The sequence below is a fragment of the Enterobacter sp. MGH 4 genome (assembly GCF_000534735.1).
GTDB lineage: Bacteria > Pseudomonadota > Gammaproteobacteria > Enterobacterales > Enterobacteriaceae > Enterobacter > Enterobacter intestinihominis.
Window position 1 is genome coordinate 93,944 of record NZ_KI973295.1, and the last position, 15,497, is coordinate 109,440.

Annotated in this window: 12 protein-coding genes and 1 pseudogene; 7 read left to right on the plus strand and 6 right to left on the minus strand. The window is 55.1% G+C overall.

Going from position 1 to position 15,497, the window contains the following annotated elements; all coding sequences use genetic code 11:
* Position 1 precedes the first annotated feature (1 nt).
* Positions 2–2,131: a TonB-dependent siderophore receptor gene (locus tag L350_RS05655; RefSeq protein WP_032626295.1), complete on the plus strand. Its 2,130-nt coding sequence runs from the start codon at positions 2–4 to the stop codon at positions 2,129–2,131.
* Positions 2,132–2,257: 126 nt separating this feature from the next.
* On the opposite strand, the gene parE is transcribed toward L350_RS05655, so the two are convergent.
* From parE to nudF, 5 genes are read right to left on the minus strand one after another with little or no spacing between them, the layout of a single operon-like run.
* A complete protein-coding gene (gene parE / locus L350_RS05650; RefSeq protein WP_023306966.1) occupies positions 2,258–4,150 on the minus strand; it encodes a DNA topoisomerase IV subunit B in 1,893 nt (630 codons plus the stop codon).
* 28 nt (positions 4,151–4,178) lie between these two features.
* Positions 4,179–4,760 (minus strand): esterase YqiA, encoded by a 582-nt coding sequence (gene yqiA / locus L350_RS05645; protein ID WP_022649423.1) that lies wholly within the window; start codon positions 4,758–4,760, stop codon positions 4,179–4,181.
* Complete coding sequence (gene cpdA / locus L350_RS05640) at positions 4,760–5,587, minus strand: 3',5'-cyclic-AMP phosphodiesterase (RefSeq protein ID WP_023298619.1); 828 nt, start codon at positions 5,585–5,587, stop codon at positions 4,760–4,762. Before cpdA ends, yqiA begins: the two co-directional genes overlap by 1 nt.
* 27 nt (positions 5,588–5,614) lie before the next feature.
* Positions 5,615–6,037, minus strand: coding sequence for a DUF1249 family protein (locus L350_RS05635; protein WP_003862516.1), 423 nt, complete (start codon positions 6,035–6,037; stop codon positions 5,615–5,617).
* A complete protein-coding gene (gene nudF / locus L350_RS05630; RefSeq protein ID WP_022649425.1) occupies positions 6,034–6,666 on the minus strand; it encodes an ADP-ribose diphosphatase in 633 nt (210 codons plus the stop codon). Before nudF ends, L350_RS05635 begins: the two co-directional genes overlap by 4 nt.
* Positions 6,667–6,869: 203 nt before the next feature.
* Here nudF and tolC point away from each other — a divergent pair, with 203 nt between their 5' ends.
* The 3 genes from tolC (at position 6,870) to L350_RS05615 (ending at position 10,367) form a co-directional block, all read left to right on the plus strand.
* Entirely contained in the window at positions 6,870–8,348 is a 1,479-nt protein-coding gene (tolC, locus tag L350_RS05625; RefSeq protein WP_023306968.1) for an outer membrane channel protein TolC, read from the plus strand.
* A gap of 190 nt (positions 8,349–8,538) precedes the next feature.
* On the plus strand, positions 8,539–9,204 hold the full coding sequence (locus tag L350_RS05620) for a DUF1190 family protein (protein WP_006811983.1): 666 nt from the start codon (positions 8,539–8,541) through the stop codon (positions 9,202–9,204).
* A gap of 2 nt (positions 9,205–9,206) precedes the next feature.
* Complete coding sequence (locus L350_RS05615) at positions 9,207–10,367, plus strand: glutathionylspermidine synthase family protein (RefSeq protein WP_022649428.1); 1,161 nt, start codon at positions 9,207–9,209, stop codon at positions 10,365–10,367.
* Positions 10,368–10,448: 81 nt separating this feature from the next.
* On the opposite strand, the gene ygiD is transcribed toward L350_RS05615, so the two are convergent.
* Complete coding sequence (gene ygiD, locus L350_RS05610) at positions 10,449–11,237, minus strand: 4,5-DOPA-extradiol-dioxygenase (RefSeq protein ID WP_032626298.1); 789 nt, start codon at positions 11,235–11,237, stop codon at positions 10,449–10,451.
* A gap of 130 nt (positions 11,238–11,367) precedes the next feature.
* Between ygiD and zupT the strand changes: the two genes are divergently transcribed.
* From zupT to L350_RS05595, 3 genes and pseudogenes are all read left to right on the plus strand, one after another.
* Positions 11,368–12,141 (plus strand): zinc transporter ZupT, encoded by a 774-nt coding sequence (zupT, locus tag L350_RS05605; RefSeq protein ID WP_032626301.1) that lies wholly within the window; start codon positions 11,368–11,370, stop codon positions 12,139–12,141.
* A 266-nt stretch (positions 12,142–12,407) separates the two neighbouring features.
* Positions 12,408–12,968: a fimbrial protein gene (locus L350_RS05600; RefSeq protein ID WP_022649431.1), complete on the plus strand. Its 561-nt coding sequence runs from the start codon at positions 12,408–12,410 to the stop codon at positions 12,966–12,968.
* A gap of 76 nt (positions 12,969–13,044) precedes the next feature.
* Positions 13,045–15,489: pseudogene (locus L350_RS05595) on the plus strand (fimbria/pilus outer membrane usher protein).
* Positions 15,490–15,497 lie beyond the last annotated feature (8 nt).

Consider the following 15,497-nt stretch of genomic DNA (forward strand, 5'->3'; position numbering starts at 1 on the left):
AATGGCTAAGTTCACACCTTCATTCGCCGGGGTAAAAGGGCGCGCGCTCTTTTCACTCCTGTTCATGGCGCCTCTGGTGCACGCAGCAGCAAAAGACGGTGAGACGCTTACCGTCACTGCCGACCCTTACGCTTCCACCGACGCCACCAGCGGCTATCAGCCCCTGAACACCTCCACCGCCACGCTGACCAACATGCCGATGCTGGACATCCCGCAGGTGGTCAATACCGTCAGCGATGAAGTGCTGGAAGACCAAAACGCGACCACGCTCGACGAGGCGCTGTATAACGTCAGCAACGTGGTGCAGACCAACACCCTGGGCGGCACGCAGGATGCTTTCGTGCGCCGTGGCTTCGGCGCAAACCGCGACGGCTCGATCATGACCAACGGCCTGCGCACCGTGCTGCCGCGCAGCTTCAATGCCGCAACCGAGCGCGTGGAGGTGCTAAAAGGCCCGGCCTCGACCCTTTACGGTATTCTCGACCCCGGCGGCCTGATTAACGTAGTGACCAAACGCCCGGAGAAAACCTTCGGCGGCTCGATTTCTGCCACATCAACCAGCTTTGGCGGCGGTACCGGACAGTTTGACGTCACCGGTCCGATTGAAGGTACGCGTCTGGCCTATCGCCTGACGGGGGAGTATCAGGACGAGGATTACTGGCGTAATTACGGCACCGAACGCAGCACCTTTATCGCCCCGTCTTTGACCTGGTTCGGCGATGATGCCACCGTGACCGTGCTCTATTCGCATCGCGACTATAAAACGCCGTTCGATCGCGGAACGATCTTCGATCTCAACACCAAAAAGGCCGTCGACGTCGATCGCAAAACCCGCTTTGATGAGCCATTTAACGTGACCGACGGTCAGTCCGACCTCGCTCAGCTTAACGCGGAGTATCGCCTTAACAGCCAGTGGACCGCGAAGTTCGACTACAGCTACAGCCAGGATAAGTACAGCGATAACCAGGCTCGCGTGATGGCCTACGATTCAAAAACCGGCAACCTGACCCGCCGCGTGGATGCGACCCAGGGTTCGACCCAGCGTATGCACACAACGCGGGCAGATTTGCAGGGGAACGTGGACATCGCGGGCTTTTACAATGAGATCCTGACCGGCGTGTCGTATGAGAATTACGATCTGCTGCGTACGGACATGATCCGTTGTAAGAACGTTAAGGATTTCAATATTTACAACCCGAGCTATGGCAGCCTCGGCAAGTGCACCACCGTCTCGGCATCCGACAGCGATCAAACCATCAAGCAGGAGAGCTACTCCGCTTACGCGCAGGACGCGCTGTACCTGACCGATAAATGGATCGCCGTTGCCGGACTGCGCTACCAGTATTACACCCAGTACGCGGGCAAAGGCCGTCCGTTTAACGTCAACACCGACAGCCGCGACGACCAGTGGACGCCGAAGCTGGGCCTGGTATACAAGCTCACGCCGGCAGTCTCCCTGTTTGCTAACTATTCCCAGACGTTTATGCCGCAGTCGTCCATTGCGAGCTACATCGGCGACCTGCCGCCGGAAACGTCGAACGCGTATGAAATAGGCGCTAAATTCGACCTGTTCGACGGCATTACTGCCAACATCGCGCTGTTTGATATCCACAAGCGCAACGTGCTGTACACCGAGAGCATCGGTGATGAAACCGTCGCCAAAACCGCGGGCCGCGTGCGCTCGCAGGGTGTCGAAGTGGATCTCGCCGGATCGCTGACCGAGAACACCAACATTATCGCCAGCTACGGCTATACCGATGCGAAGGTGCTGGAAGACCCGGACTACGCGGGCAAACCGCTGCCGAACGTGCCGCACCATACCGGCTCCCTGTTCCTGACGTACGATATTCACAATGCGTTTGCCGGGAATACGCTGACAATTGGCGGCGGCGGGCACGGCGTGAGCCGTCGTTCAGCGACTAACGGTGCGGATTATTATCTGCCGGGCTATTTCGTGGCGGATGCATTTGCGGCGTACAAAATGAAGCTGCAATATCCGGTGACGCTACAGGTGAACGTGAAGAATCTGTTTGATAAGACCTACTACACGTCGTCGATTGCGACCAACAACCTGGGCAACCAGATTGGCGACCCGCGTGAAGTGCAGTTTACGGTGAAGATGGAGTTTTGACGTCAGTGCGAGGCGTTCCCCTCACCCTAACCCTCTCCCCAGAGGGGCGAGGGGATCGATCGTAGGCCCGGTAAGCGCAGCGCCACCGGGCAAAAAAAAGCCCTGCATCGCAGGGCTTTTTCAGCATCAGGCCTCAATATCCGCCATATCGCCTTTCTCCTGCAGCCAGTTACGTCGGTCTTCCGAACGTTTCTTGGCAAGGAGCATATCCATCATGGCGTTGGTTTGCTGTTCGTCTTCGTCGCTGATCGTCAGCTGCACCAGACGGCGCGTGTTCGGATCCAACGTCGTTTCGCGAAGCTGCATCGGGTTCATCTCGCCCAGCCCTTTAAAGCGCTGCACGTTCGGTTTGCCCTTCTTGCGCTTCAGCTGTTCCAGCACGCCCGCTTTCTCTTCTTCCGTCAGCGCATAGTAGACTTCTTTGCCAAGGTCGATACGGTACAGCGGCGGCAGCGCCACGTGGACGTGACCGTTTTTCACCAGCGTGCGGAAGTGCTTCACGAACAGCGCGCACAGCAGCGTGGCGATGTGCAGACCATCGGAGTCCGCATCCGCGAGAATGCAGATCTTGCCGTAGCGCAGCTGGCTCAGATCGTCGCTGTCCGGATCGATGCCGATCGCCACGGAGATGTCGTGTACTTCCTGCGAGGCCAGCACTTCATCAGACGAGACTTCCCAGGTGTTGAGGATCTTACCCTTGAGCGGCATGATCGCCTGATACTCACGATCGCGCGCCTGCTTGGCCGATCCGCCCGCCGAGTCCCCTTCCACCAGGAAAAGCTCGGTGCGGTTGAGATCCTGCGCGGTACAATCCGCCAGCTTGCCCGGCAGCGCGGGGCCGCTGGTCAGTTTTTTACGCACCACTTTCTTCGCCGCGCGCAGACGACGCTGGGCGCTGGAGATCGCCATTTCAGCCAGCATTTCTGCGGCCTGAACGTTCTGGTTCAGCCACAGGGTAAACGCATCTTTCACCACGCCGGAAACAAACGCCGCACACTGGCGTGACGACAGGCGCTCTTTAGTCTGACCGGCAAACTGCGGATCCTGCATTTTCACGGAAAGCACGTAGGCGCAGCGGTCCCAGATATCTTCTGCGGAAAGCTTCACGCCGCGCGGCAGAATGTTGCGGTATTCGCAGAACTCGCGCATCGCATCCAGCAGACCCTGACGCAGGCCGTTGACGTGCGTCCCACCGAGCAGCGTTGGGATCAGGTTGACGTAGCTTTCCGTCAGCAGCTCACCGCCTTCAGGTAGCCACAGCAGCGCCCAGTCCACCGCCTCGGTATCACCTTCGAAATTCCCGACGAACGGTTTTTCCGGCAGGGTCGGCAGGCCGTTAACCGCTTCGCACAGGTAGTCGTTCAGACCCTTTTCGTAGCGCCAGCTCTGTTCGGTGTTGTTAACGTGATCTTTAAAGGTGATTTCTACGCCTGGGCACAGCACCGCTTTGGCTTTCAGCAGGTGCGTCAGGCGGGAAACAGAAAAGCGTGGGCTGTCGAAGAAGCTTTCGTCAGGCCAGAAATGGACGCTGGTGCCGGTGTTGCGTTTACCGCACGTCCCGACGACCTGCAAATCCTGCACTTTTTCGCCGTTTTCAAACGCGATGTTATACACCTGGCCGTCGCGACGGACGTTCACTTCCACGCGCTTTGACAGGGCGTTAACCACAGAGATCCCCACGCCGTGCAAGCCGCCAGAGAACTGGTAGTTTTTGTTGGAGAACTTACCGCCCGCATGCAGACGGCAGAGGATCAGCTCAACGGCAGGAACCCCCTCTTCCGGGTGAATATCCACCGGCATGCCGCGGCCATCGTCGATGACTTCCAGCGACTGATCGGCGTGCAGGATAACGTCCACGCGTTTGGCATGACCTGCCAGCGCTTCGTCCACACTGTTATCAATTACTTCCTGGCCCAGGTGGTTTGGGCGCGTCGTATCGGTGTACATCCCCGGGCGGCGGCGAACCGGCTCAAGCCCGGTGAGTACCTCAATGGCATCAGCGTTATAGGTTTGCGTCATGATTTAAGCTAGCAATTCGCATTGATTGTCAGTGGCTGTGCAGTCCAAGAAAATCGACAATCTGGGTGAAATGATCTTCAAAGCCCGTGAAAGCATGGTTTCCGCCCTCTTCTACAGTCTGGCGGCAGGATGCGTAATACGCCACTGCCTGGCGGTAATCCAGCACTTCATCTCCCGTCTGTTGCAGCAGCCAGATAAGATCGGGCGCTTCAAGCGGGTCGACCTGCATAACTTTGAGATCGTAAATATGGCGTGACTCTAGCACATATTGTTGGCCGGTGTAGGGGTTCTCGTTTTCGCCAAGAAAGTCCCTTAACAGCTCAAATGGCCGGACCGCCGGGTTAACGACGACAGCGGGCACCATAAAGCATTGCGACAGCCAGGTGGCGTAGTAGCCGCCGAGGGACGAGCCAACAACGCCAAACGATTCGCCGCCGTGTTCAAGCACAATCGATTCCAGCATTTCTGCCGCGTCCGCCGGATAAGGGGGCAGCTGCGGAATAATCATCTCCACGTGCGGATGATGTTCGCTCAGCCACTGGCGAAACTGCGTCGCCTTTGCGGAACGCGGAGAACTGTTGAACCCGTGCAGATAGAGGAGCGTCGACATCAATAGCCTTCTGAAGCGGTATCCGGGCGGAACTGCGCGCCAGCCAGACGGCACACTTCGGTGGTCAGCGAGCCGTCGGCATGCAGGTCCAGCCAGCGCCAGCCCGGTGCGATGGTGTCCAGCGTGAAGTTAGCGCAATGGGGCTTGAACTGCACGCAGGTGGACGGCGTCGCGAGCAGGCGGCGACCGTTCCAGTCGAGATCCTGTTCCTGGTGAATGTGCCCACACAGCAAATTTTTCACGCGCGGGAATTTCGCCAGCACGCTATCCAGCGCCGCAGAGTTGCGTAAGCTGTGCTGATCAAGCCAGCTACAGCCCGCCGGCAGCGGATGATGATGCAGTAACAGCAGCGTATTACGATTCGGTTCGGCGGCCAGTTTTGTCTCCAGCCAGTCAAGCTGATAGTCGCTCAACTCACCGTGCGGAACGCCAAACACCTGACTGTCGAGGAGCAGAATTTGCCACTGGTCCCCCGTAAAGACACATTTTGCCGGCGAAATCCCCGCCTCCTGAAGCGAACTGTACATGGCGGGCTGAAAATCGTGATTGCCCGGTAGCCAGACGCAAGGCACACTAAAGCTCGCAATTCCTTCGGCGAAATGCTGATAGGCTGCGGAGGATTGATCCTGCGCCAGATCGCCTGTCGCGACGATCAGATCGCATGGCCGCTTTTCAGCATGGATCGCGTCAAGAACCGCCTGATAACTCTCCCAGGTGTTCACGCCCAGAAGCGTCTCATGCTTTTCGGCAAAAAGGTGGGTGTCGGTGATTTGTAATATCCTGACTGGCGCCCCACCAGCAACAGTCAGGTTCAACAGGCTTTCCAAATGGTGTCCTTAGGTAGGTTTATGACGCTAACAAACCGGAATCGCCATTGCTCCATGTGCTAAACAATATCTTAGCCAGTCGGCTAAAAACTGGTTAATTTGATGCTTTTCGTCGCGTTGATGCAACTTTTTATTCGGATAATCATACCGCGCTTTGAAGCGAAAGATCTGCTGGCTTGAACACACTTCAGCGACCATCGCATCATGATAAAGACGTACCGTCATTGACGGCAGGCTCCAGTAGCTGATGCTCGGCGCCGTTTGCTCAATCTCCACCAGCGTAGTGTAGCGCGTTGATTCTGTTATCGTTAACCGATACTGCGCGTTGCTCACCTGATAGCTTACCGTTTCGCCGGGCGCGTCGTTTCGCGGCAGCAGGCGGCGCAGCTGGGCGAAATTGGTTTCGCACAGGCGCATCATTTCTGGGAAGTCAGGTGTATAGCGCTTCATTTTTTCCACTCGTTTCGTAAATTCTGATGATGCAGTTGCAGCCATTGCAAGGCGATGACAGACGCTGCGTTGTCGATTAAACCCTCTTCTACCCATTGGTAAGCCTGCTCCCGACTCACCACATGAACCCGAATATCTTCGTTTTCATCTGCCAGACCGTGGATCCCTTTCGCTGTCGTGGCGTCCACTTCGCCCACCATAATAGATGAGCGTTCCGTTGTTCCCCCCGGACTTGCCAGGTAGCTCAACACCGGTTTCGTCCGACCGATCGCCAGGCCTGCCTCTTCCAGCGCCTCGCGGCGAGCGACGTCTTCGACCGACTCACCCTCCTCGATCATCCCGGCCACCATCTCCAGCAACCACGGCGTTTCGCTGGTATCATACGCCGCAATACGGACCTGCTCGACCAGCACGACTTCATCACGCACTGGGTCAAAGGGTAGCAAGACTGCCGCATGCCCGCGCTCAAAAATTTCGCGTTTGATTTCACCGCTCATTTCACCGTTAAACAGGCGATGCCTGAAACGGTAAAGTTCCATTGAAAAAAAACCGCTATAAAGCGTTTCTCGTGCAATAATTTCTACATCGTTTTTGGCGAAGGTGACAGGCACGTTTTCTGGTTTTTGCATCGGTCGAGTCCTGGTAGCAATGGTGATGAAATTGTGAATTTCAAGGCTGTTTGGCTGCCGTTTGTATGGCTATATGGTAGATTGGAGCAAATTACCGCCAGATGGCACGTTACGCCAACCTTTTGGTGTGGATGATTCTGTTAGAATCGGCAATTATTTTTAATTAGATCAGCGCTAATACTGCTTCACAACAAGGAATGCAAATGAAGAAATTGCTCCCCATCCTTATCGGCCTGAGCCTGACGGGCTTCAGTGCAATGAGCCAGGCAGAGAACCTGTTACAGGTCTACCAGCAGGCACGTCTGGGCAACCCTGATTTACGTAAATCAGCGGCCGATCGTGATGCTGCGTTTGAAAAGATTAACGAAGCACGTAGTCCACTGTTGCCGCAGTTAGGCTTAGGTGCAGATTATACCTACACTAACGGTTTTCGCGATAACAATGGCATCGACTCGAATGCCACCAGCGCCTCTTTACAGCTTACACAGACCCTGTTCGACATGTCCAAATGGCGTGAACTGAGTTTGCAGGAAAAGAGCGCAGGCATTCAGGATGTCACCTATCAGACCGATCAGCAAACGCTGATCCTGAATACCGCGACCGCCTATTTCCAGGTACTGAGCGCGATTGACGCGCTCTCCTATACCGAAGCGCAGAAACAGGCGATTTACCGCCAGTTAGATCAAACCACCCAGCGTTTTAACGTAGGTCTGGTTGCGATCACTGACGTGCAGAACGCCCGTTCACAGTACGATACCGTACTGGCTAACGAAGTGACCGCACGTAACAACCTCGACAACGCACTGGAAGCACTGCGTCAGGTCACCGGTAACTACTATCCTGAGCTGGCCTCTCTGAACGTGGACAGTTTCAAAACGGACAAACCGCAGGCGGTTAATGCTCTGCTGAAAGAAGCGGAAAACCGTAACCTGACCTTATTGCAGGCGCGCCTGAGCCAGGATCTGGCACGCGAGCAGATCCGCCTTGCACAGGATGGTCACCTGCCAACCCTGAGCCTGAGCGCCTCTACCGGCGTATCGGATACCAGCTACAGCGGGTCTAAAACGACGTCTCAGGCCTATGACGACAGCAACGTTGGCCAGAACAAAGTGGGCCTTAGTTTCTCTCTGCCGCTGTACCAGGGCGGGATGGTTAACTCTCAGGTGAAACAGGCGCAGTACAACTTTGTGGGCGCCAGCGAGCAGCTGGAAAGCGCGCACCGTAACGTGGTGCAGACCGTGCGTTCTTCCTTTAACAACGTCAATGCCTCTATCAGTAGCATCAACGCTTACAAACAGGCCGTTGTCTCTGCGCAAAGCTCTCTGGACGCGATGGAAGCAGGCTACTCCGTCGGTACGCGTACCATCGTTGACGTGTTAGACGCAACGACCACGCTGTATAACGCGAAACAGCAGCTCTCCAGCGCACGTTACCAGTACCTGATTAACCAGCTGAACATCAAGCAGGCGCTGGGTACGCTGAACGAGCAGGATCTGCAAATGCTGAACAGTACGCTGGGTAAACCGGTATCCACGTCGCCTGACAGCGTGGCGCCGGAAAATCCAGAGCAGGATGCCGCGGTTGATAACTTCAACGCTAACGGCAGCGCCCCGGCTGCACAGCCAGCGGCAGCGCGTAGCACCTCACCTGCCAGCAGCGGCACGAATCCGTTCCGCAACTAAGTGTGTCATCAGGCCCAGTGCGGCCTGATGCCCTCACCCCAGCCCTCTCCCACAGGGAGAGGGAGCACACTAATCCCCCCCGAACGTAAGCCAACGTAAAGATCCCCCGGATTTCGCCCCTCTTCGCTTCATTTTCAACCACTCATCCTCTATCCTGAGCGTTAATACCCCTGGGTCCTGGAAGACAAATATGAAACGGACAAAAACGATGAATCACGCGTCGTTCCGCAAAAGCTGGAACGCACGCCACCTGACACCTGTCGCGCTGGCGGTCACCGCCGTCTTTATGCTGGCAGGCTGTGAGCAAAGCGACGAAACGGTGTCGCTCTATCAAAACGCTGACGATTGTGCGAGCGCAACCGGTAAAGCCGCCGAGTGTACGACGGCCTATAACAACGCCCTGAAAGAGGCAGAACGTACCGCGCCGAAATATGCCTCACGCGAAGACTGTGTAGCCGAATTCGGCGAAGGCCAGTGCCAGCAGGCTCCTGCTCAGGCAGGTATGGCACCAGAAAACCAGGCGCAGGCACAGTCCAGCGGTAGCTTCTGGATGCCTCTGATGGCGGGTTATATGATGGGCCGTCTGATGAGCGGCGGCGCGGGCTACCAGCAGCAACCGCTGTTTAGTTCTAAAAACCCAAACAGCCCGGCGTACGGTAAATACACCGATGCCACCGGCAAGGGTTACGGTGCGGCAACGCCTGGCCGTACGATGACCGTACCGAAAACCGCGATGGCACCGAAACCAGCCACTACCAGCACCATTACCCGTGGCGGCTTCGGTGAGTCTGTGGCGAAACAAACCACCATGCAGCGTAGTGCGACCGGCTCTTCGACTCGCTCAATGGGCGGCTGATCATGGAACGAGTCAGCATTGTCGAGCGCCCGGACTGGCGCGAAAAAGCCACCGAATACGGTTTCAACTTTCACACCATGTACGGCGAGCCGTACTGGTGTGAAGACGCTTACTATAAGCTCACGCTCGCGCAGGTCGAAAAGCTTGAAGAGGTGACCGCAGAACTGCACCAGATGTGCCTGAAGGTGGTAGAGAAAGTCATCGACAGCGATGAGCTGATGACCAAATTCCGCATTCCGAAGCACACCTGGAGCTTTGTTCGTCAGTCCTGGAAAACGAACCAGCCTTCGCTCTACTCTCGCCTCGATTTGGCATGGGATGGCGTGGGTGAACCGAAGCTTTTAGAAAACAACGCAGATACGCCAACCTCCCTGTACGAAGCCGCGTTCTTCCAGTGGATCTGGCTGGAAGATCAGGCGAATGCCGGAAACTTGCCGGAAGGCAGCGACCAGTTCAACAGCCTTCAGGAAAAACTGATTGAGCGTTTCGCCGAACTGCGAGAACAGCACGGTTTCAACCTGTTGCACCTCGCCTGCTGTCGCGATACCGAAGAAGATCGCGGTACGGTTCAGTATTTGCAGGACTGCGCAGCCGAAGCGGAAGTGGCGACGGAATTCCTCTATATCGAAGAGATCGGTTTAGGTGAAAAAGGTCAGTTTACGGACACGCAGGATCAGGTGATCAGCAACCTGTTCAAGCTCTACCCGTGGGAATACATGCTGCGCGAAATGTTTTCTACCAAGCTGGAAGACGCCGGTGTGCGCTGGCTGGAACCAGCCTGGAAGAGCATTATCTCCAATAAAGCCCTGCTGCCAATGCTGTGGGAGATGTTCCCGAACCACCCGAACCTGCTGCCTGCTTACTTTGCCGAAGATGATTTCCCGCCGATGGAGAAATACGTCGTTAAGCCAATCTTCTCCCGTGAAGGCGCGAACGTCTCGATTATCGAAAACGGTAAAACGCTGGAAGCGGTTGAAGGGCCGTACGGTGAGGAAGGGATGATCGTCCAGGCGTTTTATCAACTGCCGAAGTTTGGCGACAGCTATACGCTGATCGGCAGCTGGCTTATTAACGATCAGCCTGCCGGGATTGGTATTCGCGAAGATCGCGCGCTGATTACGCAGGATCTGTCGCGTTTCTACCCGCATATTTTTATTGAATAAGACTTGCCGGGTGGCGGCTTCGCCTTACCCGGCCTACATGTTGAGCGTAGGCCCGGTAAGCGCAGCGCCACCGGGCATGTTTTACCCCACCTGCACCGACAGCATACTCAAGCTCCCCATCTCAATACCGTCGACCGGTGTTGTAATAACCTCCTGACCGTCCCATGCGCCTAATACATACAGCAATGGCAAGAAGTGTTCCGGCGTCGGGTTAGAGAGCGAACCGCCGTCGTGATCCAGATAGTTCACCAAAGGGTGCCGTTCGACCGGCCCTTGCCAGGTCAGGTTGTCTTTTACATAGTCATTAAAGGCTGTTGCCCAAGGGTACGGCGTATTTTCACCGTGCCAGCGTACCGTACGCAGATTGTGTACCACGTTGCCACTGGCAATCAGCATGATGTCCTCATCACGAAGCGAAGCCAGCTTACGCCCCATCTCCATGTGCCAGGCAGCCGGTTTGGTGCTGTCGATACTCAGTTGCACCATCGGGATATCCGCATCAGGATACATCTTAATCAGCACGCCCCACGAGCCATGGTCAAAGCCCCAGGCCTCTTTATCCAGGGTGACCGGGAAAGGTGCCAGCAAATCCACCAGCGTTTGCGCCAGCTCAGGCGAACCGGGGGCCGGATAATGCGTATCGTATAGCGCCTGCGGAAAACCGCCAAAATCATGGATCGTTTTTGGCGCTTCCATGGCCGTCACGCCGGTACCCCGGGTAAACCAGTGCGCAGAGACCACCACAATTGCCTTCGGACGCGGTAACGTCTTACCCAGCTGACGCCAGGCGCGGGTATAGACGTTATCTTCCAGAACGTTCATGGGGCTGCCATGGCCTAAAAACAGTGCTGGCATACGAGAAGGAGACATGGTGATATCCTTAGAGGAAGTGACAAAGTGATGGGCCTACATTACGCGCATTCAGGTGAAGATGAACGTAGATAACCGTGAAGATCATCATCAGGAAATTTGAATGCCAGATATCGCTTAAGGAGAATGCATGTCAGTACCGTTGATTTTGACCTTACTTGCGGGCGCCGCGACCTTTATCGGTGCGTTCCTTGGGGTACTCGGTCAAAAACCCTCTAATCGCCTGCTGGCCTTCTCTCTGGGTTTCGCCGCCGGGATTATGCTGCTTATCTCGCTGATGGAGATGCTGCCCGCCGCGCTTCACGCCGAAGGGATGTCGCCTGTTCTGGGCTATGGCATGTTTATCATTGGCCTGCTGGGTTATTTTGCACTCTACCGTATCCTTCCTCACGCGCACCCGCAGGATCTAATGCAAAAAAGCGTTGCCCCCATCCCTGGCAATATCAAACGCACGGCCATTCTGCTGACGCTGGGTATCAGCCTGCATAACTTTCCGGAAGGTATCGCCACCTATGTCACGGCCAGCAGCAACCTGGAAATGGGTTTTGGTGTCGCGCTGGCCGTTGCTTTGCACAATATTCCTGAAGGACTTGCCGTTGCCGGGCCCGTTTATGCCGCCACGGGTTCAAAACGTACAGCTGTCTTTTGGGCGGGTATCTCCGGGATGGCTGAAATTCTCGGCGGCGTGCTGGCGTGGCTGATCCTCGGTAGCCTCGTATCCCCGGTTGTAATGGCTGCAATTATGGCTGCCGTGGCCGGGATTATGGTCGCGCTATCTGTCGATGAGCTGATGCCGCTGGCAAAAGAGATCGATCCCAACAATAACCCAAGCTACGGCGTGCTGTGTGGAATGTCAGTGATGGGGATGAGTCTGGTTCTGCTACAAACGGCAGGTATAGGTTAAGAATTAATGCCTCCGTTTCATACGGAGGCATTATACTATTCAAAATAACAATCCTATATATTTATCCTATAATAACTCACCAAATATAAACCCATTAGAATTTCAAAAAAAGGCGTCTCTTAAGATAGCCTGAAAATATTAATTAAAAGCGCCTACAAATATATTTAAGTCACGTTAATCGCGTATTCCCACCCCAATCCGTATACTTTGCAAGTATTCTGAAATTAATATTCACATTATGAATCACTCTGAAAAAGGATATTTCCATGTATATGGGTAAGAAATTACTGTTAGCAGCGGCTATGGCTGGCATTGTGTCGGGTTCTGCTTTTGCTGAAGATCAAGGCTCTGGCAAAATCAAATTCAAAGGTGTTGTTATTGACGCACCGTGCAGCATCGCACCAGACAGCGTTGATAAAGAAGTCGATCTGGGTGAAGTGACTACGGCCGTTATCAACGCCAACAAAAAATCCACGCCGGTTCCGGTCGATATTAATCTGGAAAACTGCCAGCTTGACGATCCGGCAGACGAAACCGACACGCCAATTACCAAAGTGGATGTCACCTTCACCAGCGCAGCGACAGACGCGACAGACACCAGCCTGATGAGTAACACCTATGCAAGTGGTGCGCAGAACGTGGGTGTACGTCTGCTGGATAATGCGGAGGCTGCTATCACGCTGGGAGAATCCAACGAGGTTGAGTTGCTGGCAGGATCAACCACCCAGACGCTGCATTTCAAAGCGGTTATGGAAGTCCCCACGGGTAAAACTGCGACGGCAGGCCAGGTTGAAGCCACGGCTAACTACGTCCTGTTGTACAAATAGTTCTGTTACGTCACAGTATTAGCCGACTGGTAATTCATGCCGGTCGGCATCCTTTATATATTCGAGTAACAGGATGATGACATACAAATTACAATGGATAATCATCATTGCATCCCTGTTAATGACGAGACTTACCTCTGCCACTGAATTTAATATAAACGCCATCGATAAAGATCAGCGCGGCAGCGTCGATTTATCACGTTTTAAAGATCAAATATCGGTTACGCCGGGAAGCTATTTCGTTACGGTTTCAGTTAATGATATTCCGCTGGCAAATGGCTGGCTCCTTCGCTGGAGAGAAATAAATAATGCAGTTCAAGTGTGTATTCCTCCCGAACTGGCCGATACATTTGCGTTACAGGATGAGGTTCGTCACGCTTTGCCAGAAAAAGAGGGATGCGTTGATTTCGCCGCCAGACCAGACATCAGATTTACGTTTGAGCAAGATAGCCAATCCCTGAATGTGACGATCCCCTAGGCATGGCTGCAATACCGTGCGGTGGACTGGATGCCGCCATCCACCTGGGACAACGGCGTGCCGGGCGTACTGCTGGATTACAATCTTTTTGCCAGCCATTATCAGCCCAATAGCGGCAGCAGCAATAACAACGCCAATACCTATGGCACCGTCGGTGCGAACATGGGCGCGTGGCGCCTGCGAAGCGATTACCAGTACACGCGAAGCGATACTGAAGCAGGCTCAGAGCAGGATGGCCGTTTTTCACGCGTTTATATGTTCCGCCCTCTGCCCTCAATCGGAGCGAAACTGACGCTGGGTGAAACGGATTTCCAGTCCGCAATTTTTGACGCCTTTACCTATACCGGCGCATCGCTTATCAGCGAAGAACGTATGCTGCCATGGTCGCTGCGCGGCTATGCCCCGCAGATTACCGGGATAGCGCAAACCAACGCCACGGTGACCGTAAGCCTTGCCGATCGCGTGATTTACCAAAGTAAAGTGCCACCAGGCCCGTTTGTTATTCAGGATCTTAACCAGTCGGTTCAGGGCACGCTGGACGTCAAAGTCACGGAAGAGGACGGCCGCGTCAGCACCTTCCAGGTCTCTGCCGAGTCCGTGCCGTTTTTAACGCGCAAGGGTCAGGTTCGCTACAAGTTCGCGGCGGGTAAAGCGCGCCAGGGTGCCTCCCATGACGTCGAAGATAACGCCTTCATGAGCGGCGAATTTTCCTGGGGCGTGCTGTCACACACCTCCCTGTATGGCGGCACGCTGACCGATGGCGACGGTTATCGTTCCGTCGCTGCCGGGATCGGCCAGAATATGGCCTGGCTGGGGGCGCTCTCTTTTGACGTCACGCAGGCCACCAGCCAGCTGCCACACCAGCGCAGTCAGACGGGTTACAGCTATCGCATTAACTACAGCAAGCGTTTCGATACCACCGGCAGTCAGCTTACGCTTGCCAGCTACCGCTACTCAGACCCCCAGTTTTTGAGCTACGCCCGCTACCTTGATTATGACGACGGTGACCGCCAGTCGGAGAAACAAACCCTGAGCGTGACGGCAAGCCAGTACATTTCGGCGTTATCCCTGAACCTGTACGTCAACATGCTGCGTCAGACATGGTGGAATGATTCACCTTCCACGACCGGCAGCATCACGGCGGGCTACAACTTTGATATGGGCCGCTGGAAGAACCTCGGCGTAACCCTGTCCTGGAGTAAAACGCATTACGATGAGGAAGACGAAAGTGACGATACTCAGTTCTATCTCTCGCTCAGCGTACCGCTCGATCCCGATCATCGTCTTAACTATGACCTGCGTAACAGCGACACGCTGAGTCATAACGTGTCGTGGTATGACACGTCGGATCGCAATAATACCTGGGGCGTTTCCGCAGGCGCGGAGAGCGGAAAGCCAGATTCCGGCGCGCAGGTCAGCGGGAATTATCAGCATTATTCTACGTACGGCGATCTCAATCTCTCAGGCAGCTATAAAGCTGACGAATATAACTCCCTCAGCGCGAGCTGGAGTGGTTCCTTCACCTCAACGGCGAAAGGCGCCGCGCTGCACCGGCGCAGCTACGGTAATGAACCTCGTGTGATGGTCAGCACCGACGGGGTAGGCAATATCCCGCTGAACATGTCGCGAGATGAGACCAACCGTTTTGGCATCGGCGTTTTACCGTCATTCTCCAGCTATTCCCCCTCCAGCGTGCAGGTCAATCTGAACAACCTCCCTGATGGCGTGGACGTAGACAACCGCGTCGTGACCTCAACCTGGACTGAGGGAGCCATTGGTTATCGTCAGATTGCCACGCGCGCAGGTCAGGACGTGACAGGCGTTCTGCGAATGTCATCAGGAGCGCCACCTCTCGGGGCGATTGTTCGCCTGGAAGCAAGCAATTTGCAGGTTGGGATGGTGGCCGATGAAGGCCGCGTCTGGCTGGCCGCCGTTGAGCCAGAACAGCAGTTTCGCGTGACATGGGGCGACAACCAACAGTGTCGCTTCTCGTTACCTTCTCACTTAGAAAACAATATGCAGTTGATACTGCCGTGTCAGTAAGAAATCAT